This window comes from Kribbella yunnanensis (assembly GCF_039529655.1).
Taxonomy (GTDB): domain Bacteria; phylum Actinomycetota; class Actinomycetes; order Propionibacteriales; family Kribbellaceae; genus Kribbella; species Kribbella yunnanensis.
Genome location: NZ_BAAANF010000001.1, coordinates 89,627 through 111,231 on the forward strand (window position 1 = coordinate 89,627; position 21,605 = coordinate 111,231).

Annotated in this window: 25 protein-coding genes and 1 tRNA gene; 15 read left to right on the plus strand and 11 right to left on the minus strand. The window is 67.7% G+C overall.

The features are described from left to right. Nucleotides 1–266: 266 nt before the first annotated feature. The 11 genes from ABD231_RS00420 (at nucleotide 267) to ABD231_RS00470 (ending at nucleotide 10,439) form a co-directional block, all read left to right on the plus strand. Nucleotides 267–689: a holo-ACP synthase gene (locus ABD231_RS00420; RefSeq protein ID WP_344143820.1), complete on the plus strand. Its 423-nt coding sequence runs from the start codon at nucleotides 267–269 to the stop codon at nucleotides 687–689. Next, nucleotides 686–1,621 (plus strand): ACP S-malonyltransferase, encoded by a 936-nt coding sequence (locus ABD231_RS00425; protein ID WP_344143822.1) that lies wholly within the window; start codon nucleotides 686–688, stop codon nucleotides 1,619–1,621. Before ABD231_RS00420 ends, ABD231_RS00425 begins: the two co-directional genes overlap by 4 nt. Then, nucleotides 1,618–2,349, plus strand: a complete 732-nt coding sequence (gene fabG, locus ABD231_RS00430) for a 3-oxoacyl-ACP reductase FabG (protein ID WP_344143824.1) — start codon at nucleotides 1,618–1,620, stop codon at nucleotides 2,347–2,349. The genes ABD231_RS00425 and fabG overlap by 4 nt, the downstream gene beginning before the upstream one ends. A 35-nt stretch (nucleotides 2,350–2,384) precedes the next feature. Then, the gene (locus ABD231_RS00435; RefSeq protein ID WP_344143827.1) at nucleotides 2,385–2,669 is read left to right on the plus strand and encodes a phosphopantetheine-binding protein; all 285 of its coding nucleotides are present in this window, start codon (nucleotides 2,385–2,387) and stop codon (nucleotides 2,667–2,669) included. Next, nucleotides 2,666–3,160, plus strand: a complete 495-nt coding sequence (fabZ, locus tag ABD231_RS00440; protein WP_344143829.1) for a 3-hydroxyacyl-ACP dehydratase FabZ — start codon at nucleotides 2,666–2,668, stop codon at nucleotides 3,158–3,160. Before ABD231_RS00435 ends, fabZ begins: the two co-directional genes overlap by 4 nt. Nucleotides 3,161–3,171: 11 nt before the next feature. Further along, on the plus strand, nucleotides 3,172–4,194 hold the full coding sequence (locus ABD231_RS00445) for a glycine cleavage T C-terminal barrel domain-containing protein (protein WP_344143831.1): 1,023 nt from the start codon (nucleotides 3,172–3,174) through the stop codon (nucleotides 4,192–4,194). Nucleotides 4,195–4,222: 28 nt separating this feature from the next. After that, nucleotides 4,223–6,649 (plus strand): beta-ketoacyl-[acyl-carrier-protein] synthase family protein, encoded by a 2,427-nt coding sequence (locus ABD231_RS00450; RefSeq protein ID WP_344143833.1) that lies wholly within the window; start codon nucleotides 4,223–4,225, stop codon nucleotides 6,647–6,649. Beyond that, entirely contained in the window at nucleotides 6,646–7,008 is a 363-nt protein-coding gene (locus ABD231_RS00455; RefSeq protein ID WP_344143836.1) for a holo-ACP synthase, read from the plus strand. Before ABD231_RS00450 ends, ABD231_RS00455 begins: the two co-directional genes overlap by 4 nt. Further along, nucleotides 7,005–7,769, plus strand: a complete 765-nt coding sequence (locus tag ABD231_RS00460) for an SDR family NAD(P)-dependent oxidoreductase (RefSeq protein WP_344143839.1) — start codon at nucleotides 7,005–7,007, stop codon at nucleotides 7,767–7,769. Before ABD231_RS00455 ends, ABD231_RS00460 begins: the two co-directional genes overlap by 4 nt. 127 nt (nucleotides 7,770–7,896) lie before the next feature. After that, nucleotides 7,897–10,308, plus strand: a complete 2,412-nt coding sequence (locus ABD231_RS00465) for a helix-turn-helix transcriptional regulator (RefSeq protein WP_344143841.1) — start codon at nucleotides 7,897–7,899, stop codon at nucleotides 10,306–10,308. A gap of 57 nt (nucleotides 10,309–10,365) precedes the next feature. Continuing rightward, nucleotides 10,366–10,439 (plus strand) — tRNA-Met (locus ABD231_RS00470). 52 nt (nucleotides 10,440–10,491) lie between these two features. On the opposite strand, the gene ABD231_RS00475 is transcribed toward ABD231_RS00470, so the two are convergent. Beyond that, a complete protein-coding gene (locus tag ABD231_RS00475) occupies nucleotides 10,492–11,037 on the minus strand; it encodes a DinB family protein (RefSeq protein ID WP_344143844.1) in 546 nt (181 codons plus the stop codon). Between the two features lie 79 nt (nucleotides 11,038–11,116). Between ABD231_RS00475 and ABD231_RS00480 the strand changes: the two genes are divergently transcribed. Further along, complete coding sequence (locus ABD231_RS00480; RefSeq protein WP_344143847.1) at nucleotides 11,117–11,584, plus strand: DUF4913 domain-containing protein; 468 nt, start codon at nucleotides 11,117–11,119, stop codon at nucleotides 11,582–11,584. After that, nucleotides 11,581–12,324 carry a hypothetical protein gene (locus ABD231_RS00485; RefSeq protein ID WP_344143850.1) on the plus strand — a complete coding sequence of 248 codons (744 nt, stop codon included), beginning with the start codon at nucleotides 11,581–11,583 and terminating at the stop codon, nucleotides 12,322–12,324. The genes ABD231_RS00480 and ABD231_RS00485 overlap by 4 nt, the downstream gene beginning before the upstream one ends. Here the strand turns inward: ABD231_RS00485 and ABD231_RS00490 are convergent. The 4 genes from ABD231_RS00490 to ABD231_RS00505 are packed head-to-tail and all read right to left on the minus strand — an operon-like array spanning nucleotide 12,321 to nucleotide 14,592. Beyond that, complete coding sequence (locus ABD231_RS00490; protein ID WP_344143853.1) at nucleotides 12,321–13,100, minus strand: endonuclease/exonuclease/phosphatase family protein; 780 nt, start codon at nucleotides 13,098–13,100, stop codon at nucleotides 12,321–12,323. The genes ABD231_RS00485 and ABD231_RS00490 overlap by 4 nt on opposite strands. A 3-nt stretch (nucleotides 13,101–13,103) precedes the next feature. Next, nucleotides 13,104–13,427, minus strand: a complete 324-nt coding sequence (locus ABD231_RS00495; protein WP_344143856.1) for a putative quinol monooxygenase — start codon at nucleotides 13,425–13,427, stop codon at nucleotides 13,104–13,106. Nucleotides 13,428–13,437: 10 nt separating this feature from the next. Further along, nucleotides 13,438–14,406 (minus strand): proline racemase family protein, encoded by a 969-nt coding sequence (locus tag ABD231_RS00500; protein ID WP_344143858.1) that lies wholly within the window; start codon nucleotides 14,404–14,406, stop codon nucleotides 13,438–13,440. Nucleotides 14,407–14,415: 9 nt separating this feature from the next. Then, complete coding sequence (locus tag ABD231_RS00505) at nucleotides 14,416–14,592, minus strand: hypothetical protein (RefSeq protein ID WP_344143860.1); 177 nt, start codon at nucleotides 14,590–14,592, stop codon at nucleotides 14,416–14,418. Between the two features lie 85 nt (nucleotides 14,593–14,677). Between ABD231_RS00505 and ABD231_RS00510 the strand changes: the two genes are divergently transcribed. Continuing rightward, nucleotides 14,678–15,829, plus strand: a complete 1,152-nt coding sequence (locus ABD231_RS00510; protein WP_344143863.1) for a cytochrome P450 family protein — start codon at nucleotides 14,678–14,680, stop codon at nucleotides 15,827–15,829. Between the two features lie 169 nt (nucleotides 15,830–15,998). Here ABD231_RS00510 and ABD231_RS00515 read toward each other — a convergent pair whose 3' ends face one another. Both ABD231_RS00515 and ABD231_RS00520 read right to left on the minus strand, forming a co-directional pair. Continuing rightward, nucleotides 15,999–16,772, minus strand: coding sequence for an ABC transporter permease (locus ABD231_RS00515; protein WP_344143866.1), 774 nt, complete (start codon nucleotides 16,770–16,772; stop codon nucleotides 15,999–16,001). Nucleotides 16,773–16,781: 9 nt separating this feature from the next. Beyond that, the gene (locus ABD231_RS00520; protein ID WP_344143869.1) at nucleotides 16,782–17,681 is read right to left on the minus strand and encodes an ATP-binding cassette domain-containing protein; all 900 of its coding nucleotides are present in this window, start codon (nucleotides 17,679–17,681) and stop codon (nucleotides 16,782–16,784) included. A gap of 82 nt (nucleotides 17,682–17,763) precedes the next feature. On the opposite strand from ABD231_RS00520, the gene ABD231_RS00525 reads away from it, so the two are divergent. Then, nucleotides 17,764–18,498 carry a TetR/AcrR family transcriptional regulator gene (locus tag ABD231_RS00525; protein WP_344143872.1) on the plus strand — a complete coding sequence of 245 codons (735 nt, stop codon included), beginning with the start codon at nucleotides 17,764–17,766 and terminating at the stop codon, nucleotides 18,496–18,498. Here the strand turns inward: ABD231_RS00525 and ABD231_RS00530 are convergent. From ABD231_RS00530 to ABD231_RS00545, 4 genes are all read right to left on the minus strand, one after another. Then, nucleotides 18,491–19,123, minus strand: coding sequence for a nucleoside/nucleotide kinase family protein (locus ABD231_RS00530; RefSeq protein WP_344143874.1), 633 nt, complete (start codon nucleotides 19,121–19,123; stop codon nucleotides 18,491–18,493). The two genes, ABD231_RS00525 and ABD231_RS00530, sit on opposite strands and share 8 nt — an antisense overlap. Nucleotides 19,124–19,256: 133 nt before the next feature. Next, nucleotides 19,257–20,018 carry an urease accessory protein UreD gene (locus ABD231_RS00535; RefSeq protein ID WP_344143876.1) on the minus strand — a complete coding sequence of 254 codons (762 nt, stop codon included), beginning with the start codon at nucleotides 20,016–20,018 and terminating at the stop codon, nucleotides 19,257–19,259. After that, nucleotides 20,002–20,736, minus strand: coding sequence for an urease accessory protein UreG (gene ureG, locus ABD231_RS00540; protein ID WP_344143879.1), 735 nt, complete (start codon nucleotides 20,734–20,736; stop codon nucleotides 20,002–20,004). Before ureG ends, ABD231_RS00535 begins: the two co-directional genes overlap by 17 nt. Further along, nucleotides 20,729–21,496: an urease accessory protein UreF gene (locus ABD231_RS00545; RefSeq protein ID WP_344143881.1), complete on the minus strand. Its 768-nt coding sequence runs from the start codon at nucleotides 21,494–21,496 to the stop codon at nucleotides 20,729–20,731. Before ABD231_RS00545 ends, ureG begins: the two co-directional genes overlap by 8 nt. Nucleotides 21,497–21,605: the final 109 nt, after the last annotated feature.

The window sequence follows — 21,605 nt, forward strand, 5'->3', positions numbered from 1 at the left end:
ACTCTCAACAATTTCGGGGCCGCCGTAACGGCTGCGCCAAGACTGGTGTCCGGGTTGATGCAGTGTCAAGCAATCAACCCTGCCATGGCTGATCCCTGCTATCTCCAGGCTGCATTTTTCGACTGACAAGGATCAGCCATACGGGGATTCCTTGACAGGTTGTCGACGCAATTCATAGCCTTCCGTCCTGTCCCGCGCGAACAAATGCCCGGAATTAGCCCACCGAGCCGCCCGCCCCTCGATTCAGCGCGTGTTGGGAGCAATCCATGATTTCTGCCATCGATGCCTGCCGGGTTCCCGCAGGCCGGATCCGCGGTGCCGGTGTCGACCTGCTGGATCACCAGCGGTTCGCACTGGCAGCACGGCGTACCGGTCCGGCCTGGTGGCGACGGATATTCGACGACACCGAAGTGGCTGCAGAGTCCGCGGTCTCCCTGGCCCGGTTGTTCGGGATCAAGGAGTCTGTGGTGAAGGTGGTCGGTGGTCTGCCGGCCGGGTCCCGCTACCGCGACATCATCGTCGGCAGGGCCGGAGCCGACGGCGTCCGGCCCATCGAGTTGCGGGGCGAGTTGGCCCGCTGGTCTGACGAGCACGGGGTCGTCCTGACCGGAGGCGTCCTGCCGGCCGGTGATGTACTCGGTCCCGAGCTCGACCTGTGCTGGGCAGTCGCGACTGAGGCTGCGCAATGATCGCCCCCGACCCGGCGTTCGTGTTCCCCGGTCAGGGCAGTCAGCGGCCCGGTATGGGGCGCGAGCTGGCCCGCTGCGGCGAAGAGGCGCGCGCACTGATCGTCCGGGCGGAGCAGCTGACCGGAGTCGCGATCGGCGAGCTGATGACTCGGGCGGACGAGGCGACGCTAGCCGATCCCGAAGCCGCGCAGCTCACGATCTTCGTCTGGTCCAGCGTGCTGGCGGCCGAGCTCACCGCTGCGGGCTATCGGCCGGTCGCAGTGGCCGGGCACAGCCTCGGCGAGTACGCCGCACTCGTGGCAGCCGGCTGTCTCGGCTGGGAGTCCGCACTGGCGATTGTGGCCAGGCGGGGGCGGGTGATGGCCGAGGCTGCGCGATGTCAGCCGGGCGCGATGGCCGCCATCGCGGGGCTGTCGGAGGACCAGGTGACCGAGCTGTGCCGACAGTTCTCGGCCAATGACGGCATCGTCGTGATGGCCAACCTGAACGCGCCTCGACAGGTGGTCGTCTCGGGCACGACTGATGAGGTCTGCCAGGTGGTCGACGCAGCTCGGTCGGCCGGGGCGCTGCGGGTGAAGCGGCTGCCGGTCGGTGGTGCGTACCACTCGCCGCTGATGGCTGCGGCTGAGCGTGAGCTGGCGCCGCTCCTGGCGGAGGTGGACCTGCGGGCGCCTCAAGTGCCGTTCGTCTCCAGCCTGACCGGTGGTGTGGTCGAGGACATCGAGAGCTACCGGCAGCAGCTCGGGGGGCAGATCACCAGGCCGGTGCGCTGGACCGACACTGTCGCGTCGCTCGCCCGGACTGACACCCGCACCTTCGTCGAGGTCGGTCCCGGCCGGGTGCTGACCGGTTTGGGGCGCAACATGGTCCGGACGGCCAGACATCTCGCCGGCTACGAGGCGCTGAGTCCGCTGGCGGTGAGCCAATCATGAGCGTGGTCTTGGTAACCGGTGCGACCAAGGGGATCGGTCTCGGCGTCGCTCTGGACCTGGCCGCGGCCGGTAGCCGGGTTCTGCTGAACTATCGGCGCGACATCGAACAGGCCAAGCAGGCACTCGACCAGGTCCGTGAGCTGCAGCCAGATGCGGAACTCATCCAAGCCGATATCGCCGAGCCCAACGACGTGGACCGGATGTTCCGCCGGATCCGCGCTGACCATGGCCGGCTGGACGGCCTGGTCAGCAACGCCGGCATCGCGAACGACGGCTATGCGCTGATGATGGGCGAGCAGAAGTGGCGCTCTGTCGTGGACACGAACCTCACCGGGTCGTTCTTGGTCTGCCGTGCCGCAGCTCGCCTGATGGCTGTGCAGCGCAGCGGTGCGATCGTCGCGGTGGCCTCCACCAGCGGTGTGGCCGCACCGGCCGGCCAGGTGAACTACGCCGCGTCCAAAGCCGGCGTGCTCGCCATGGTCCGGGTGCTGGCCAAGGAGCTCGGCAGCTATGGCATCCGGGTCAACGCGGTGGTCCCGGGCTTCGTCGACACCGCGATGACGCGCTCGATGCCGCAGGACCAGCTGTCCGGCTTCCTGGAGCGAGTACCGCTGGGCCGGATCGGTACGCCGGGCGATGTCGCGCCGGTCGTGCGGTTCCTGCTCGGCGCCGAGTCGGCGTACGTGACCGGAGCCTCTGTCGTCATCGACGGCGGCTTGACCTGCTGAACGCCCCACCCAACAACGCGACAGGAGTGGACCACATGGTGGCAACGCTGGAAGAGACGAAGACGGCCGCGAAGGCTCGGCAGGTTCTGTGCAGTGAGGTCAAGCACCTGCTGGTGGACCGGCTCGGCCTGTCGGTGGATCCGGAGCTGATCGGTGACGACCAGCCGCTGTTCGGCCGCGGACTCGAGCTCGACTCGATCGACACCCTCGAGCTGGCGATGGCCGTCGAGGAGAAGTTCGGGGTGATGATCACCGACGACGACACCGAGAGCCTGCTGTCGCTGAATCGGCTCGTCGACTACGTGGCAGGCAATCAGTGACCGCGGCACCATCCATGCGGGTCGGCGGTCTGTCGGCCGACGAGATCGCGCGACTGCTTCCGCACCGGTACCCGTTCTTCCTGCTGGACCGCGTTACCTCGGTAGAGCCCGGCGTACGGGCAGAGGCGATCAAGAACGTCACCGCGTCCGATGGCGTGCTGGCCGGCCACTTTCCCGGCCGGATGCTGTACCCCGGCGTACTGCTCGTCGAATGTGTCGCGCAGCTCGCCGCAGTGATCTACGGCAGCGCGGCGGCGACCCGGACCACCGGAGAGCTGGTGGCTGACGTCGCAGAGCGGGTCGGCTATCTCGCGGAGATCAAACAGGCCAAGTTCCTGCGCACCGTGGTGCCCGGCGACCAGCTGGTCATCCGGGCCCAGACCGGTCCGCGGATGGGCAGCCTCATGTCGGTGACCGGCCAGGCATCTGTCGGCCGTGACGTGGTGATGACGACCCGGCTCGTCGTGACCGAACGAAATGACAGCGAATGAAGGGGAGAATCATGCAAAGCGTCTACTCCGACAGCGTTGCCGAGTACGAGCTGCTGCGCAGCGCGTCCGGGCTGCTCGACTACACCGGTCTCGGCCTGGTCCGGATCGCCGGCAATGAGGCCGCAGCGTTCCTCAGTCAGGTGTCGACCCGCAGCGTCGACTTCCTGCTCGAAGGACAGATCTCCTCGGCGCTGCTACTGAACTCGGATGGCACCGTGCTGTCCGAGGTACTGATCCATTGCAACGGCGCCGACTACCTCGTCGAGATCTGGCCGGCGCAGGCCGCCGCCGCGACCGAGTACCTGGTCGCCGTCGGCACCACAGGGGTGCACGACGTGACCGTGCAGGACGTCAGCGACGAGTACTGCGTCTTCGGCATCGAAGGGCCGCATGCGCCCGCGATAGCGCAGAAGTTCCTGCCGTTCCCGATCACCTCACTCTCGTACGCCGGCTTCGTCACGACGCCATGGCGTGAAGGCTTGGAGCTCCTGGTGAGTCGTACCGGTGTCACCGGTGAGTACGGCTACAAACTGCATGTCCCGGTTGCTGCCGGCAACGAGTTGCGTGAACACCTCGTCGATCTCGGTGCACGCCAGGTCGGTACGGCGGCCGTGGACGTCTGCCGGATGGAGATGCGGTTCGCGAACCTGGAACAGGAGGCGGCCGGTGTGACGCCGTTCGAGGTCGGTCTGCAGTGGATGGTCGACTTCGGTCACGACTTCATCGGTAAGGAGGCGCTCGTCGCGCACTGGGAGGCCGGTCCGCCGCGCCGCCCGGTCTGCTGGGTCGCCTCCGACCGGCTGCAGTCGATCCCGGACTCCGGCAGCGGACTGGTCGTGGAGGACGAATCGGTGGGTGCCGTCGCCCACGCGGTGTTCTCACCCCGGCTCGGTCGAGTGATCGGTACGGCGCGGGTCGACGCCGATGTGGCGGCGGCCGGTCTGAAGCTGACGCTCGAGCAGCTCACCAGGCCGGTCCGAACCACTGGAGCGCCATTCCTGGTCGCCACCAGTTTCGGCGTACCGCTCGAATGAACCCAACCGGCCGGTGTGAGGAGAGCACATGAACACCACAGGTGTAGCCATAACCGGCATCGGAGTGACCTGCGCACTGGGGACCGGGGCCGAGTCCGTCTGGGCCGGAGTGCGCGATGCAGCGAGCGGAATCGACCGGACCCGGCGTCTGGACACCTCCACGCTGAGTTGCCAGTACTCCGGTGAGGTCAGTCAGATCCCGGTGCCGCCGGTCAAGAGCCGGGGGCGGGTCGATCGAGCGATCAGCCTCGCGCTGAGTACTGCGGCAGAGGCGATCGAGGACGCCAAGCTGGACATCGCCGCGTTCGACCCGTACCGGGTCGGGATCGCCATGGGTACGTCGGTCGGCGGCCTCGACGCTGGTGAGCAGTACCACTGGCAGTTGCTGCGCGACGGTGTTGCCGGCGCCTCGAAGCATCATCTGCTGGTGTACCCGCTGTACACGTCGACCGATGCGGTCAGCGCGGCCTTCGGACTGAAGGGTCCGAAGGTGGTGATCTCCAATGCCTGTGCGGCCGGTGCGAACTCGATCGGCTGGGCGCTGGACGCGATCCGGGAGGGCCGGGCCGATGTGATGCTGGCCGGTGGCGTGGATGTGCTCGACATGCTCTCGCTGGCTGGGTTCGACAGTCTCAAGGCGCTGGACGACCAGCCGTGCGCGCCGTACTCACGCAGTACCGGTCTCAACATCGGTGAGGGTGCTGCGTTCCTGGTGCTTGAGTCCGCGCAGTTGGCTCAGTCGCGTGGTGCGCGGGTTCTGGGTTACGTGCTGGGCTACGCCCTGACCAGTGATGCGCATCATGCGACCGCTCCGGATCCCGTGGGCGGCGGTGCGTTGCGATCTATGCGACGGGCGCTAGAGCAGGCTGGGTACACCCCAGCGGACGTGGACTACGTGAACGGCCATGGCACGGGGACACCGGCCAACGACAGCTCCGAGCCCAAAGCGGTGACAGCGCTGTTCGGTGGCGTGGAGATGCCGCCGATGAGCAGTACCAAGTCGCAGGTCGGTCACACGCTCGGTGCGGCGGGTGCAGTCGAGGCTGCGGTCTGCGCGCTGGCGATGCGCGAACAGATCCTGCCGCCGACAGTGAACGTCGACACCTCGGCCGACAGCCCGCCGTACGACGTCGTTCCGAACGCCTCGCGGTCAGCTGACATCGACCTGGTGGTCTCGAACTCGTTCGCGTTCGGCGGTAACAACTGCTCGCTGGTACTCGGCCGCACCCTCAAACCAGCGCCACCGCGGCCAGACCGTCGAGTGGTGATCACCGGTGCCGGTGTGGTTTCGCCGGTTGGCCTGGGACGCGAGGGTTTGATCACCGGACTGCGCACCGGTGTGGTCGGTATCGCGCCGGCGACCCGGATCGACACCAGCCAGTCGGCCACCGGGCTCGCGGCCGAAATCGCTGACCAGGGCTACCGGCGCTGGATCAACCCGGCGTACGCCCGTCGGCTGGACCAGCTCGGAGCACTGGTGCTGGCTGCGACTCGAGACGCCTTCTCGGACGCCGCGTACCAAATCACTCGGCAGAACGCGACCGAGGTTGGCATGGTGTTCGGTACCTGCACTGGGCCGCTGGAGACGGTGGCCCAGCTGACGGAAACGATCGGTACCGAGGGACCGCACCGAGTCAACCCACGGCTGTTCCCCAACTCGGTGATGAACGCGGCTCCCGGCCACGCCTGCCTTTCGCTGCAAATCAAGGGACCACTGTCCACACTGGCCATCGGCTGCGCCTCTGGTGTCGCTGGACTCGGCTATGCGTCGGATCTGATCCGGCGAGGTGAGGCCGAGGTGATGGCCGCAGTGAGCGCGGACGAGCTCACCGGCCTGCTCCACCTCGGCTACGACCACCTCGGCATCCTGGCGTCGGACGCCGTCCGGCCTTACGACCGCGAAGCCAGCGGCTGTGCAATCGGTGCGGGCTCAGTGGCCCTAGTGCTCGAGTCGTTGGAGCACGCACAACAGCGCGGGGCGACGATCCTCGCCGAGGTCCGCGGGCATGCCAGTACCGGCGACGCCTATCGAGTGGCGGGCAATGACGCTTCCGGGGAGGCCTGGGCGCAGTGTCACCGCAATGCGCTGGACGCGGCCGGGCTGACGCCGTCCGATGTCGGAGTCGTGTACGGCGACGCTCGGGGAACCGCTGCGATCGACCGGGCGGAGGCGCGGGCCGTGGCTGAGGTGTTCCCGGCCGGGGCGACCCGACTGGCCAATCTGTCCGGTCAAGTCGGTCACATCCACGCCACCACCGCGTTGATGTCTGTGCTCGCCGCAGCCGAGAGTGTCAGCACCAGCTGGGTCCCACCGATCGTGGGACTGCGAGACCCGTTGCCAGGGCTGGAGCCGTACGTCGGCTCTGACTCTGATCCCGCCGGACGTGCCGCACTGGTCACGGCCGCCAACTGGGGCGGTACGTACGCGTCCGTCGTACTGGCGCCGGCCCCATGATGACTGCCGTCTATGTCTTCCAAGTGCCGACCGTCGGTTGTGCGTGGCACCAACTGCTGAGCCCCGCAGAGCTGGCCTACTGCGCCGGGTTCGTCCGCGTCGGCGAGCATCTGGCCGCGCGGGTGGCGGCGAAGCACGCAGTCGTCGAGGCACTGCAGTGGCCCGGGCGCATTCCGTGGGAGGAGATCGAGATCGTCAGTACGCCGCGTTCTGCGCCGGTGGTGTCGCTGGCCGGTGCGATCGAGCGGTGGCGCAGCCAGGCGAATCTCCTGGTGCCACGGGTGTCGCTCAGCCATGCCGCTGGGTACGCCGTAGCACTGGCCTGGCTGCCGGACCGGTACGACGAGGCTGCCGCGTGACTGCGGATCCGCGAGCAGGTGCTGGCCTGGCCGGCCGCAGCGCCGTGGTCACGGGTGCGGGCAGTGGCATCGGCCGTGCGGTCGCGGAAGGGTTGGCTGCGGCTGGTGCCGGGGTCGTGCTTGCTGATGTCGACGGCGGTCGGTGCGAGGCGGCAGCTGCAGAGATCGAGGCGGCCGGCCGGGTCGTGGCGGTCAAGGCCGACGTCACCGACCCCGACGCGTGGTCGATGCTGACCCGGACTGCCCGGCGGTGTTTCGGCTATCCGACGTTGCTGGTGAACAACGCCGGTGTCCTCGGGAGTCATGGCCTCACCGGCGTCACAGCTGATGAGTGGGACCGCGTGGTCGAGGTCAGCCAGCGCGGTACCTGGCTGGGGATGCAGAACGTCGTACCGTCCATGCACCTGGCCGGCGGCGGCGCGATCGTGAACGTGTCCTCGGTCTTCGGTCTGGTCGGATCCAGTGCTGCGTTCGCGTACCACGGGGCCAAAGGCGCGGTGGCCGCGATGACGCGGGCCGCGGCTGTCGAGCTGGCGGGCGCGGGGATCCGGGTGAACGCGGTCTCACCCGGACTGGTCGAGACACCGATGACGGTGGACCTGCCGGCGCAGTTCGTGGCCGACTTCGTCGCTGCGACGCCGATGCGCCGGATGGCGGTGCCACGTGAGATCGCTGCCGCAGTGCTGTTCCTCCTGTCCGACGACGCCTCGTTCATCACCGGTACAGACCTGCTGGTCGACGGCGGATATGCAGCGCGATGAGCGAAAACTGCCTGGTGGAGAGGGGGTTGTCCACTTCGTCAACACACCCAGCGTGGGGATAGCCTCACCGAGTGTGATGAAACGGTCGTTCGAGTTTCCAGGCACAGGCCTGGATTTGGAGGCACTCGTGGCCAGGCAACGTGACATGGCAGGTCTGGGCCTGCCAGGCGATCCACAGGCCGGCGGGCGTGGTTCCTCGGAACGCATCGGTCCGGCGGCCGCCGCGTGGGCGGTCGGCGTGCACCCGCCCAACCAGCTGGTCGGCCGGCACGAGGATCGGGCCGCATTGCGGCAGATCCTCCAAGGAGCGGCCCGGCTGGTCACCCTGACCGGCCCCAGCGGTACCGGTAAGACCCGGCTGGCTCAGGCGGTGGTCGGCGACGTACGGGCCGGTTTCCGGGACGGCGCCTGGCCGGTCGAGCTCGCAGCGCTGTCCGAGCCGAGTCAGCTCGCCGCCACCGTCACGGTGGCGTGCCGGGCCGTGTTCGACAACAGCTTCCGGACGCCGGACAACCTGCATGACGGGTTGCGGGATCGCGAGCTGCTGCTGGTGCTCGACAACTGCGAGCACGTGGCGGACGGCGTTGCCGACCTGCTGACCAGTCTGCTGTCGTACTGCCGCGGCCTGCGGGTACTGACCACGAGTCGTCAGCCGCTGCAGATCTACGGTGAGCGGCTGTACCCGGTCCGGCCACTGCCCCTGGCACCCTCCTTGCGCGCACCGCTGGCCGAGCTTGCGGCGAGCCCAGCGATCGCACTCTTCGTGCAGCGCGCCCGAGCCGTCGCACCGGACTTCGCGCTGACCGACGACAACGTGGGCGACGTGGCCGAGATCTGCCGGCTCGTCGACGGACTACCGCTGGCCATCGAACTCGCCGCGACGAAACTCCGGCTGTTCGGTCCACCAGCTCTGCTGGCCAGGCTGCGCGACGGAATCGACATCCTGCGTCTCGAACTGACCGACGTACCACTCCGCCAGCAGTCCATGCGGGCGGCGATCCACTGGGGCTACCAGTTGCTGACCCAGGAGGAGCGCGACCTGCTCATCCGGCTCGGCGTCTTCGCGGGCGAATTCAGTACGGCGGCCATGGTGGCCGTCGTACCGGCTGCTCAGGCTCGCGGCGAGGAGTTGCTGGAATCCCTGCTGGACAAGGGGATGCTGAGTTCATCGGTCGGTGCGGACGGTGAGCCGCGGTTCTGTCAGTTGCACACGATGCGGGCGTTCTGCGTCGAACGGCTGCGGACCGCCGCTGACGAACGAGAGGTGCGCGACCGGCACGCCGAGTACGTCCTGCGACTGGTCGCTGACGCGGGGCGCGATCTGCGCAGCGGACGGCTCACTGCGTACGTTCGCCGGCTCAGGTCGGACCTGGGTGACGCGCGGGCAGCGTACCGGCACCTGTGCGCCCGCGGTGATGCCGATGCCGCGCTCACGCTCGCGACTGGGATGTGGCGGTTCATGTTCAGCCAGGGCCATTGGAGTGAAGGCCTGCAGATGCTGGAGGAGACGCTGAGGGACGGGGCGGTCGGCAGGCTCAATGCTGAGGCATTCCACGCTGCCGGCGTACTGGCGATGGCGCTCGGGAAGTACGCCTCCGCCGAGGTCTACCAGCGGCGTGCGATTGCGGCCTTCCACGAGCTCGGTGAGGTCGCCGGTGAGGCAGCAGCCCTGAACTGCCAGGGGAATCTCGCCAGGGTCCGCGGCGACCTGGCCGAGGCCCGGAGGCTGTGCGAGCAGAGCCTGTCACTGTGGCAGGCAGTCGAGGCGCCGCGGGCGGCAGCTCTGGTGCTCATCGACCTCGCCATGATCTCGATGCGCCGTGGCGACATGTCGGAGATCGATGAGGCCATCAGCTTCGCGCTACCGCTGATGGACGACGACGGTGACGACTGGAACGCCCGCTGCGTCCGTGCGCTGGCCGGACTGATGGCCTTCCGACGCGGCGACCAGCAGAAGGCCGAACGGATCTGCCGGTCCGTGGCCGCCGAGGCGGTCGAGATGGACGCCCATCCAGGCACGCCGTTCGCTCTGGAGGCGCTGGGCCTGGTGCTGGCCGGTCGTCGCCGGCCACCGACAGATCAGTCGGCTGTCCGCTTGTTCGCGGCCGCAGGCTCGATCCGGGCCGAGACGCAGAGCTACGCGTGCGCGGAGATCCTGACGTACGTCGACCGCGCGCTACAGCACCTGCGGCAACGACTGGGGACAGTGGCCTTCGAGAACGCATGCATCGCGGGGAAGACGCTCCCGCTGCCCGCCCTGCTCGACGAGGACGCCGGACTGGTCGCGCAACCCACCTGGACCCACGACACCGCCCGGACGGAGAACGGCGACGTGTTCCACGGTACGTCGCTCACCGCGCGTGAACGGGAGGTCGTCGTACTGGTCGCGAACGGGCTGACGAACCGGCAGATCGCGAACCGGCTGAGCATCGCCGAGTGGACGGCGACGAACCACGTTCGGCACGTGATGCGCAAGCTCGCGATGCCGTCCCGGGTCCACGTCGCCCAGTGGGTCACCCAGCGGCACCTGTCCCAGTGAGGGCCCGATTTGGTTGCTCACCGGCCATCGCCTAGACTTACGAACGTAAGAAAGCGGCGCGGGGTGGAGCAGCTCGGTAGCTCGCTGGGCTCATAACCCAGAGGTCGCAGGTTCAAATCCTGCCCCCGCTACTTTCCGAAGGCCCGGACCAATCGGTCCGGGCCTTCGTCTTGTTACGTGCAGTTACATCTTCTGCAGGTAGAGGTCGCGGAGCAGACAGATCTCGGCGCCGTGGTGGATGACCTCCACGTTCGTGAACAGCATCTTCTTCGCCATCGGCGCACGCGCGAACGCCGGCGGCGCACCCTGCGGCTGAGAGAGCCCCTCCGTGCCCAGACCGCGTACGTCGGCAATCCACCGCGCGTACTCGTGGTCGAGTTGGCTCAGCGCCTCGCGCGCGGTACCGGCGTACGTGTAGGTCCACTCGTCGACAGGTGCACGCCCGAGACCGCCTGTCGATGCGAACACGACACTCAGGTGTGCCATCCGCCACGCGATCGTCGTCACCGGCTCCGGATCGGGCTGGGGCTGTGCGTAGTCCAGGGTGAACTCGCCTGCGCCGAAGGAGATCGGTGCGGTGCTTTTGCCACGGCGACTCAGAGTCCAGCAGTTCGGGACCGGCTCCCAGAAGTACTCGTCGTCGGTCAGCCCTTCCAGGCGCGGCCGGAGCTGCCCCTGCCAATGCGACTCAAGCTGATCGACCACCTCGTCACACCAGTCAACGTCCATCCCGAGACAGTACTTGGCAGTGGGGTGCTGGACTGGTGGCCGCTTAGGCTGTGCGCATGTCGACAGGGGGAGAGTGACAGTGGACGGCGACCTCGATGCCGAGGATGTGAAGGCGCTTCGGATGGCCATGCAGGGGCTGCAGGGGTCCGGGTGGCAGCCGCCGGCGCAGGCGGCGGAGTTCCGGCCGCAGTTCGCCGATCTGGAGTCCTGGGTGAACGGCTTCTTCGTGCTGACGTTCGCGCGGACGGCTGATCAGCGGTGGTGTGCTGCGTGGTGGGACCACGCTGAGGCCATGCTGCGGCTGGAGGCGCTGTGGCGGACCTGGGAGGTGGCGGCGCTCGATCCGGTGCGCGGAATGGCGGGGTGGATTCGTGAGCACCTTGATCCGAACCTGAATGTGTTGTTCGGTGCCAACGGCCCGTTCGCTGCCTGCACTCCGGAGCAGCATGTCCGGCCGCAGGTGCTGCCGGTGACTCCGCCGCCGGACGGCTGGTGGAGCTCGTCGCAGCAGCACTGGTGGGATGTGCTCGGTGAGGCTGACCGGTGACGGTCGATGAGACCCGCGAGAAGTTCCTGATCGAGCTGGACCGGATCCAGACCTGGCTGAAGAACGAGCGGGTGCCGTTCGCGGTGGTCGGGAGTCTGGCGGTGTCGGCGTACACCGATCAAGGTGCGTCGATCGACTTCAACCGGCCAGGTGCCTACGACCTGGCCCAGCGGATGCCGGACGTCGACCTGCTCATCCCGCGTGACCAGGCGGCGAAGGTCGGTGCGTTTGCGGAGTCTCTGAAGAACCAGCCGTTTCCGGTCACCATCGAGACCATCAACGCCTACATCGACTACCGGCCGGAGTCGGAGCGGTCCTACCTGACGCATCGGCAGTTGCAGTTCCCAGTGCGGAGTGAGCTGTTCGAGCCGCGCCAGGCGAGGCTGCTCGGGCAGGAGCTCACGACGCTCGATCCGCGCACCATGCTGCACACGTTCGGGACCGTGGGTGGTGTGATCCGGAAGAAGGACGTGCCGAAGATGGTCGCGCTGGCCGAGGCGATCAAGGACGGCCGGGCCGAGAGCCGCTTCAGTGAGCGCGACTGTGAGGTGTTCAGCCAGTACATGGTGGCTCGCAAGCGTCAGTACCCGGTCTTCATCGCGACGAAGCAGGCCTGGGAGGGTGCGCTCGAAGCGATGCCAAAGAAGGCTGCGCAGGCGATCAAGCACCACATCCTCCCGGCCGCGCACCAGACCATGGCGAAGCTCAACCGCGACCGGGGCGACGACCGGAGTCGCTAGAGCGCCAGGGTGACCTGCAGACCGAGGTGGTCGGTCAGGTAGTCGGGGCCGCCGGGCATCGGCAGTTGCTCGGTGAACGTGAGCTGGGCGGCCTCGACGCTGATCGACGGATCGGACAGCAGTAGGAAGTCGATGCAGTGTGCGGTCTGGTTGGAGTGCAGGTACGACGCGTGGAACGTCGGCGGGCAGTCCGCACCGAACGCGTCGACCAGGCCGGTGTCGCGGATGAAGTCGTCGTACAGGGTGCTGTCGCGGGCGATGTTGAAGTCACCGGACAGGATGGTCGGCCCGTCGATCGCTGCGACGGCTCGGCCGAGTACTGCGAGTTGTCCTTGGTGCAGGCGGTAGTAGCGGTTGCTGTCGGACCAGTCGCCGTCGAAGTTGGCCAACAGGTGCGTGTTGGCGACCGTGACCCCGCTGAGGCTCGTCAGCAGCACCCCCTTGAGCGATGCCTTCAGCCGCGACAGCCTGGGCAGGCCAACCGCATCCGCCTTGGGAGGCAGCGGCATACTCCGGTAGCCAGTCCGGGCGATCGCCGTACGAGACAGCGTCAGCAACCCACCCGCCGGCCCAGCCACCGACCTGCGGTAGCCGGCAAACCGGTACGACGGCATCGCGCGCACCAACTGCCGCAGGTGGTAGTACGTCAGCACTTCCTGAAAGTTCACAACGTCAACGTCAGACGCCTCGAACACCGCACCGATCGCGGCGTACCGCTCACCCAGCCGCGAACCACGCAGCGGTATCCCACGCGTATTGAGCGAAGCAACAATCATCAGCTACTTGACCGCTAGTTCGCCTAGTTCGGACCAGTTGTCCTGGGGGAGCTTGAAGTTGACGATGCGCGGGGTTTCTACCAGGTGCGGTGGGAGGTCGTGCTGGGCGGCTTTGAAGTGGGCTGAGGTGACGTGGGCGGTGGCGGCTTCGTCGTCGGCGAAGGCTTCTACCAGGACGTACTCGTTCGGGTCGTCCAGGGAGCGGGACCAGTCGTACCAGAGGCAGCCGGGTTCGGCGCGGGTGGCGGCGGTGAAGGCTGCGGTGATGGTCGGCCAGTTCTCGGCGTGCTCGGGCTTCACGCGGAACTTCGCGGTGATGAAGATCATGGGAGTGACGTTAGCGCAGGGTGAATCCGGTACCGAGGGGGTCGTGCGGGTCGAGGGTGAAGGTGGCTGTGCCGGTGCGGTGGGCGGTGCCGGAAACCTCGGTGAGGAGGCCTTCGGACGTTTCTGACAGCACGCGGCCGTGGAACGTCGTACCGACGATTGATTCGTGCAGCAGGGTGGTGCCGGGTGGCAGGAGGCCGTCGGCGTGGAGGAGGGCTAGGCGGGCGGACGTGCCGGAGCCGCAGGGGGAGCGGTCGGCCTGGCCGTCGGCGAAGATCGCGACGTTGCGCTGGTGCAGCGGACCCAGGTCGTCGTACAGGATGGTGCCGTACATCCCGTTCAGGCGCGGGTCGGTCGGGTGGACTGCCAGGTCGTTCAGGGCCCACTTGATCTCGCGGCCGATCTTGACCAGGTCGGCGTAGCAGTCCGGTGTGACGGTCAGACCGACGGATGACGCCGGTACCGACGCATAGAAGGCGCCCCCGAAGCTGATGTCTGCTTTGACGCCGGCTACCGGCACAGAACGAGCCAGTACGAACGACGCGACGTTCTGAAACGCCACACCGACGACTCTGCCGCCGGAGCACGTCACTCGCGCCACTACGCGCCCGGACGGTACGTCGATCACCACGTCGGTGTCGCCGTCGGGTGTAGCGGGGACGAGGCCGCTCTCAATGGCCCACACGCCCAGGGCGATCGTCCCGTGACCACATGCGGTCGAGTAGCCGTCCTTGTGCCAGAACAGCACGCCGAAATGAGCACCTGCATCATCCGGCGGTACAACGAAGCACCCGTACATATCCGCGTGCCCACGCGGTTCATTCACGAGCAGCAGCCGTACGGCGTCGATCGCCGCGTTCGACTGTGCTGTCAGTCGCCGCTCGGCGACTGTGGAGCCCGGAACCGCCGATCCGCCAGCAGTGACGATACGGAACGGCTCTCCAGCGGTGTGATAGTCGACAACGCTCACAGGCTCCACACGGTCAGCCTAGGCGGCGCGGCGGGCGGCCAGCAGTGCGCACCGCAGCTTGGTCTTGTCCGGGTAGCCAGCGGCGTGGCCGATCTCGTACACGTCGTGACTGCGCATGTTCACCATCGCTGCGACGTACCAGACCGGGTTTCCCTCGGCCAGCATGGTGATGATCATGGTGTTGGTGGCGTTCATCCTGACCCTCTCCTCTGGTTGCTCTTACTGGTACGTCGAACCAGCACCCCGGGAATTGACACCACTACTCAGATAATTTGAAACGGTGATCGACACCGCCGACCCGTACGCCGCCTACGCCGCGCTCCGCACCGCCGGACCGGTGCACCGCATCGCCGGGCCGGACGGGAGCCCGTCCTGGCTCGTCACCCGGTACGACGACGTCCGCCGCGCGCTCGCGGATCCGCGCCTGTCCGTGGACAAGCGGAACGCGCTGCCCGGCAACTACCGCGGTCTGAGCCTCCCGCCGGCACTGGACGCCAACCTGCTCAACATGGACCCGCCTGACCACACCCGAATCCGCACTCTGGTCACCAAGGCGTTCACAGCTGGCCGGATCGACGCACTGCGCGACCCCATCCGTCGTACGGCGAACGCCCTGCTGGAGCCGATGCGCGGTGCGGCCGATCTGGTGACCGAGTACGCCGCACCGCTGCCGATCACGGTCATCTGCGACCTGCTCGGCGTACCGGTCGAGGCGCGGCCCGACTTCCGCTCCTGGACCGACACCATGCTGGCACCGCCCGGACCGGACGAGGCGCGCGCTGCGATCGGCGCGATGCTGCGGTTCTTCGCCGGACTGATCGAAGCGAAGCGGTCTGTGCCGGGAGACGACCTGGTCAGCGACCTGATCGCAGCACGCGACCAGGAGGACCGGCTGAGCGACGACGAACTGACGTCGCTGATCTTCCTCATCCTGTTCGCCGGCTACGAGAACGTGGTGCATCTGATCGGCAACACCACTCTGGCACTGCTGGACGACCGCAGTCGCTGGGAGCGCGTGCGTGCGGACCGCTCATTGCTCCCGGCTGCCATCGAAGAGGCGATGCGGTACGACGGTCCTGCGCCGCTCGCCATCCGCCGCTTCCCACTCGAGGATCTCGAGATCGGCGGTGTGGTGATCCCAGCCGGGGAGACCGTGCTGCTGGGGCTCGCCTCGGCCAACCGGGACGCCGAACGCTTCCCCGACGCGGACCGGTTCGATCTCGACCGGGCGGCCGGTGGACAGCTCGCACTGGGCCACGGCATCCACTACTGCCTCGGTGCACCACTCGCTCGGTTGGAAGTGGCGATCGCGATCGACGCACTGCTCGATCACGCACCGGGTCTCACTCTCGCCGTACCGCCGTCGGAGCTGCGCTGGCGGGACACCATCCGCACCCGCGGGCTCACGGGACTCCCTGTAAAGCTTGGATAAAACGAAGCGCCCCGGTCGATGACCGGGGCGCTTGTCCGTGTGGGTCCCGGGGGGAGTGGGACCTCCACACGTTGGGGGGGACTTGGACAGTAACAACGTCGCGGGGTCATGTCCGAACCATTTCGCGTTCTCTCGAAAAGCTGTCCGCTGAGCGGTGCGTTTCATGCGCTCAACGGCGAGTCCGCTTCCGATACAACGAAGTCGCGAGCACGACCGAGAACAGGAGTAGACCAGAGCACCAGATGAGTGCGCGGATGCCGTTGTTTCCAACCGGTGTGCCGGTCAGAAACCCTCGTACCGTTTCAATCACCGGTGTGATCGGCTGGTGCATACCGATCGGCCGCAACCACGCAGGCATCGTGTCCGGCGGTACGAACGCGCTACTGAGGTAGGGCAGGAACAGCATGAAGAAACTCAGCGTGCTGGCCGACTCCACCGACCGCGCGATCACTCCGAGACCAGCGGCCAGCCATGACAGCGCAACGACGTACAGGAGCAGCAGTCCGATCGCTGCGAGCCACTCACCGACCCCGGCGTTCGGCCGGAAGCCCATGGCGAGTGCAGCCAGTACGACGATCGCAGTCGCCAGCGCGTTGCGCGCAACACTCGCTGCGACGTGGCCGGTGAGTACTGCGAAGCTGTGGATCGGCAATGAGCGCAGGCGGTCGATCATGCCGGTGTTCATGTCGTCTGCAACCACCATCGCGGTGGACGCGGCGCCGTACCCGGTGGTGAGCAGGAGCATGCCCGGGACGACGTAGTTCACGTACTGCGTGCCGGTGCTGATTGCACCGCCGAAGACGTACACGAACAGCGCCATCATCATCAGCGGGAGCAGGATCGCTGCGAACAGCGTGTCCACGTTGCGGCGTGCGAGCCGCACACTGCGGTCGATCATCGTCACCGTGTCCGACAGTGCGGCGGCGACACTCTGGTGTGACATGGGTAGCTCCTAGGCGGTCAGCGCGAGGAAGACGTCGTCGAGAGTCGGGCGGTGCGCGGACACACGCTCCGGATGGAGACCGTTGTCGCGCAGCAGGTCCAGCAGGTGATGCAGGTGCTTCGCAGTACCGTCGGACGGGACGCTCAGCACGTCACCGGCGTGAAGGGCTCCCAGTACGGCGGCCGCCTTCAGCAGCTCTGGTTCGGTACCGAACCGCAGTTCGACCCGCTCACCGCCGACCTTTGCCTTGAGCGCATCGGCGGTACCGGCCGCTGCGACCCGGCCGTGGTCGAGCAGCACGATCCGGTCGGCCAGCCGGTCCGCCTCTTCGAGGTACTGCGTGGTGAGCAGGATCGTTGTCCCGTCCCGGACCAGCTCGCCGATCGCCTCCCACATCGTCGAGCGGCTGCCCGGGTCGAGCCCCGTGGTTGGCTCGTCGAGGAAGATCACCCGCGGCCGCCCGACCAGACTCATCGCGAGATCGAGTCGCCGGCGCATCCCGCCGGAGTAGGTCTTCACTCGGCGGTCCATCGCATCGGTCAGCCCGAACTGCTCGAGCAGCTCACCGGTACGACGGTGTGCGCCGCCCCGGCCGAGATGCATCAGCCGGCCGACCATCACCAGGTTCTCCCGGCCGGTCTGGTTCTCGTCGACCGCGGCGTACTGGCCGGTCAGGCTGATCACGCTGCGAACCGCGGCCGCTTGCCGGACAACGTCGTACCCGGCGATGGTCGCGCGGCCGCCGTCCGGGCGGATCAGTGTGCTCAGGATCCGTACGACGGTGGTCTTGCCGGCGCCATTCGGGCCGAGCAGGGCGAGCACGGATCCCTCCGGCACACCTAGGTCGATCCCGCTCAGCACCTCGGTCCCGCCGTACGACTTCCGGATCCCGGTGGCCTCGACGATCATGGTCCCCTCCTCACTGCGTATCCAATACGCTAATTAGCGTAGCAGGTACGCAGTGATGGTTCGCAAGCCCTAGACTGAGGCGGTGGACGAGCTGCCGGCCGACGTGGCCCTGATGTGGCGACTGCGGGAAACCCCGCGGCGCGGGCCGAAGCCGACGCTGAGCCTCGACGACATCGTCCGGACCGCGATCGAGATCGCCGACGAGGAGAACGATCTCGCCGCGGTGTCGATGGCGCGCGTCGCCGAGCGGCTCGGCAACTCGACGATGGCGCTCTACCGGCATGTGAAGAGCAAGGACGAGTTGCTCGTGCTGATGTCGGACGCAGCGCTAGAGCGACCCGAACCGCTGCCGGCCGATGTCGACTGGCGAACCGGACTGACGTTCTGGGCCGACGGCGTGATGACCGCGGTCCGCAAACACGCCTGGTATGCGAGGCTGCCGATCTCCGGCCCACCGGCTGGGCCGAACAACCTGGCCTGGCTCGACTCCGCGCTCGGGGCGCTGTCCGGTACCGGGCTGCCGGAGGAGGCCAAGGTCGGCATCGCGATGGGCCTGATCACGTACGTCCAGGGCGAGATCCGGATGGCGACGGACCTGGCCGCGGGGTTCGCCGACAATCCGGACGCGTTCCGCCAGTACGGCGCGACGCTGTCCCGGGTGATCGATCCGCGGCAGATGCCTGCGCTGGCGCGGGTGCTGGACGCGGGGGTCTTCGACGAGGTGGGCGACTTCGAGCAGGAGAGCGACCAGGACTTCGACTTCGGTCTGCAGCTCTACCTGGACGGCGTCGCCGCCTTCATCGAACGAGTCAGCTGAGCTCGACGATCGCGTCCGCTGCGGCGGCCGTCGCGGCGATCAGCTGTGCGTTGCGTTCGTCGCTGCCGTATGTGCGCTCGTGCGCCTCCGCCTGAGTGCGTCCGAACTGCATGTGCCGGGCCTCGAGTCGCTGATGACGCAGTTCTTCGGGAACCTCGACGTACCAGCACTGATCGAGCACCGTGCGGACAGTTGCCCACGGCATCTCATCGAGCAGCAGATAGTTGCCCTCGGTCACGACCAGGCTGACCTCCGGAGCAACTCCGATGCTGGCGGCAATCGAATCCTCCAGCCCACGGTCGAATCGCGGCGCCCAGATCTGCTCGGTGGGTGCCTCCTTCAACCTCTTGAGCAAGGCAACGAACCCGTAGCCGTCGAAGGTGTGCGGCGCACCTTTCACATCCGCCAGCCCGAGATCCTCGAGCACGGACTGCGCCAGGTGGTACCCATCCATCGGTACCAGCGCGACCCCGTGCCCCGCCTTCGTCAACCGCTCCGCAAGCTGCTCCGCGAACGTCGACTTCCCGGCCGCCGGTGCCCCACAAATCCCGAGGATCCGCCGTTCACCACTGGTCGCCAGCTCCACCGCAAGGTCGAACGCGGCCTCCGAATCAAGTGTGCGCACCCGCAGATCCTAGTTCGACGGGCTCAGCCGCTGCCCGCTTTGCGCACGAAGGCGGACCGCCCCCACTCACCAACCTCCGCCCTCCGCCGGCCCCCACGCTCAGCGCGGGCCCACAACTCGGCGTTCCGGAGACTTAGTGAGTGCCGGCGGTCCGCCCCACCGCCCCCGACACACCGCCGACCGCACCCGATGCGCGACCGACCGCCCCTGGCTCGCTGCCGACCGCGCCCGACGTCCCGCCGAGGTCGCTTTCGTGTTGCTGGTGGACGAGGCGGCGGGCGATTGAGCCGGTGCCTTCCAGTTGGAGGGTGTGCGGTGCCTCGGGTAGGCGGTGGCCGAGGGCGGTCACGGTGTCGAGGCAGCGGGCTCGGCCGAGGATTGCCCAGCCCGTGCGGTTCTCGGGACTGAGATCGAGGTCCTCCGCCAGCAACAGGTCCGCCCCGATCCACGCTCGGGTCTGCGTACGCAACGTGCCGCCGACCTCGCCGTACCGGCCGAGCACCAGCGACTCGCGGATCTCGGCCGTGCACCCGCCGTCCAGTTGCGCACTCGTGGACCGCGTGACGTCGGCATCCGCCGCGACCACGAACGGTTCGCCGTACCACTGCAGGCTCGCGCCATCGGTCAGTTCGATCGCCACGTCCCACCGCGCCGACGCGCCACGCATCGCGTACGCGACCGTCCCGGCCGTCTCGACGATCTCAAGGCGGATCGGCCCGGACACCACGACCTCGATCCGCACGTGGTCACCGGCGAGCAGCAGCGCGCCGGCCGCCACGAGAGCGACCCGTACGACACCGGGCGCCGCGGGGAGCCGCCGCGGTGACAGGTGATCCGTGATCAACACACAACGGTCGCGAACCGGATCAGCGACAACCTCAATGCGAGTGGGCATGGGTGTGTGAGATCAGTACGCCGTTCTCGTCGACGTGCGAATGCGGTGCCATCGGGCCGGGGTCGACCGGCGTGTGACCGCCGTCCCGAACGACCTTGGTCATCGCCAGCACCCACTCCTTCAGACCCGCAACCGACGCCGGATCGTGCCGGGAGAGCGCCAGCACCGGCTTACCGTCGCGGGCAGCCTCGGCGTCCTTGACCATCTGCGGTACGTCGACTCCGACGTACTGGGCGAGGTCGGTCTTGTTGACCACGAGCAGGTCCGCCCGCGCGATACCCGGCCCGCCCTTGCGCGCGACATCACCACCGCCGGCCACGTCGAGCACGAAGATCTGCGCGTCGACGAGCGCGGGGGAGAAGGTCGCGGTCAGGTTGTCACCGCCGGACTCGACCAGTACGACGTCCAACGGGGCGAAGTCGCGTTCGAGATCCTCGACGGCGATCAGGTTCGGCGTGACGTCGTCACGGATCGCGGTATGCGGGCAGGCACCGGTCTCGACCGCGCGAATCCGCTCCGGGTCGAGCACGCCGGCGGAGCGGAGCAGTCGCGCGTCCTCGTCGGTGTAGATGTCGTTGGTGATCACGCCGAGGCGGAGTTCGTCGGCGAGTTCGCGGCAGACCGTCGCGATCAGCGAACTCTTCCCGGTCCCGACCGGTCCGGCGACACCGAGCCGGAACGAACGAGTCGTGGTGGCAGGCCGTGTCGTGTCAGGCATGGAACAACCTCATTCTCTCGATGGCGTGCTGCTCGGCGAACTGATCGATCAGGGGTGCGCCGCCGGCGGGAATCTTCTCGATGTCGGTCAGCGGCGCGACGTCGTTGACGAGCCGTTCGATGTCGTCGTGCAACGCGGCCAACCAGGTGACCGCCCCGGCCGGATCGACCGGCAGCAACTTCAGCGAGGCGGCGACCACGGTCTGCGCGTCGTCGTACGCCACCAACCGCGCGACCTGCTCGGCCGACAACCCGGTCACCGCTCCGATTACGCCAATGACGATCGGCCGCGCGATCTCGCCGTCCCTCGGCAGGTACCGCAGCGTCTCGGGCCAAACCCGCTCAGCCAGCCGCAGGTACGCACGCCCCTGCCGCCGCGACGCCGTCCGCAAAGCCCGGCTCGGCGTCCGCGCAGCCCACGCCGACTCAAGCTGTGCGAACCTGCGAGCCATCACAACTGCGGCTTCCTCGCCCGCCACCGCCTGAGCCACCTCCGTCGGGCCATTTGTGATGGCCTCCAGGTCCGGACCTGCTTCGAGGGTCCTCGGGACATGGTGCCGAGCGAGTACGGCGACGGCGGCCTCGATCCGCGTCACGGTCCGCAGGCGATCGCGAGCGTACTCGCCGACATCGGCCAACTGCTTGCCGTCAGCACCCAATCCCGCACGAACCGCCGGCTCGAGTCCCGCCGACTGCGTGTGCCCGCCAGTCGGCAACCGCCCATCCGCCAGCATCAACGCAACCACCTCGGGCGAACTCACCCCACCACCCCACGAACGGCCCGGTCGCGGTCCGCCAGCCCAAGCCCAACCGCACCCAACCTGCAACCACCCACCGCCGGCCAACGCGACTCCCCACCAGCCCGCCAGG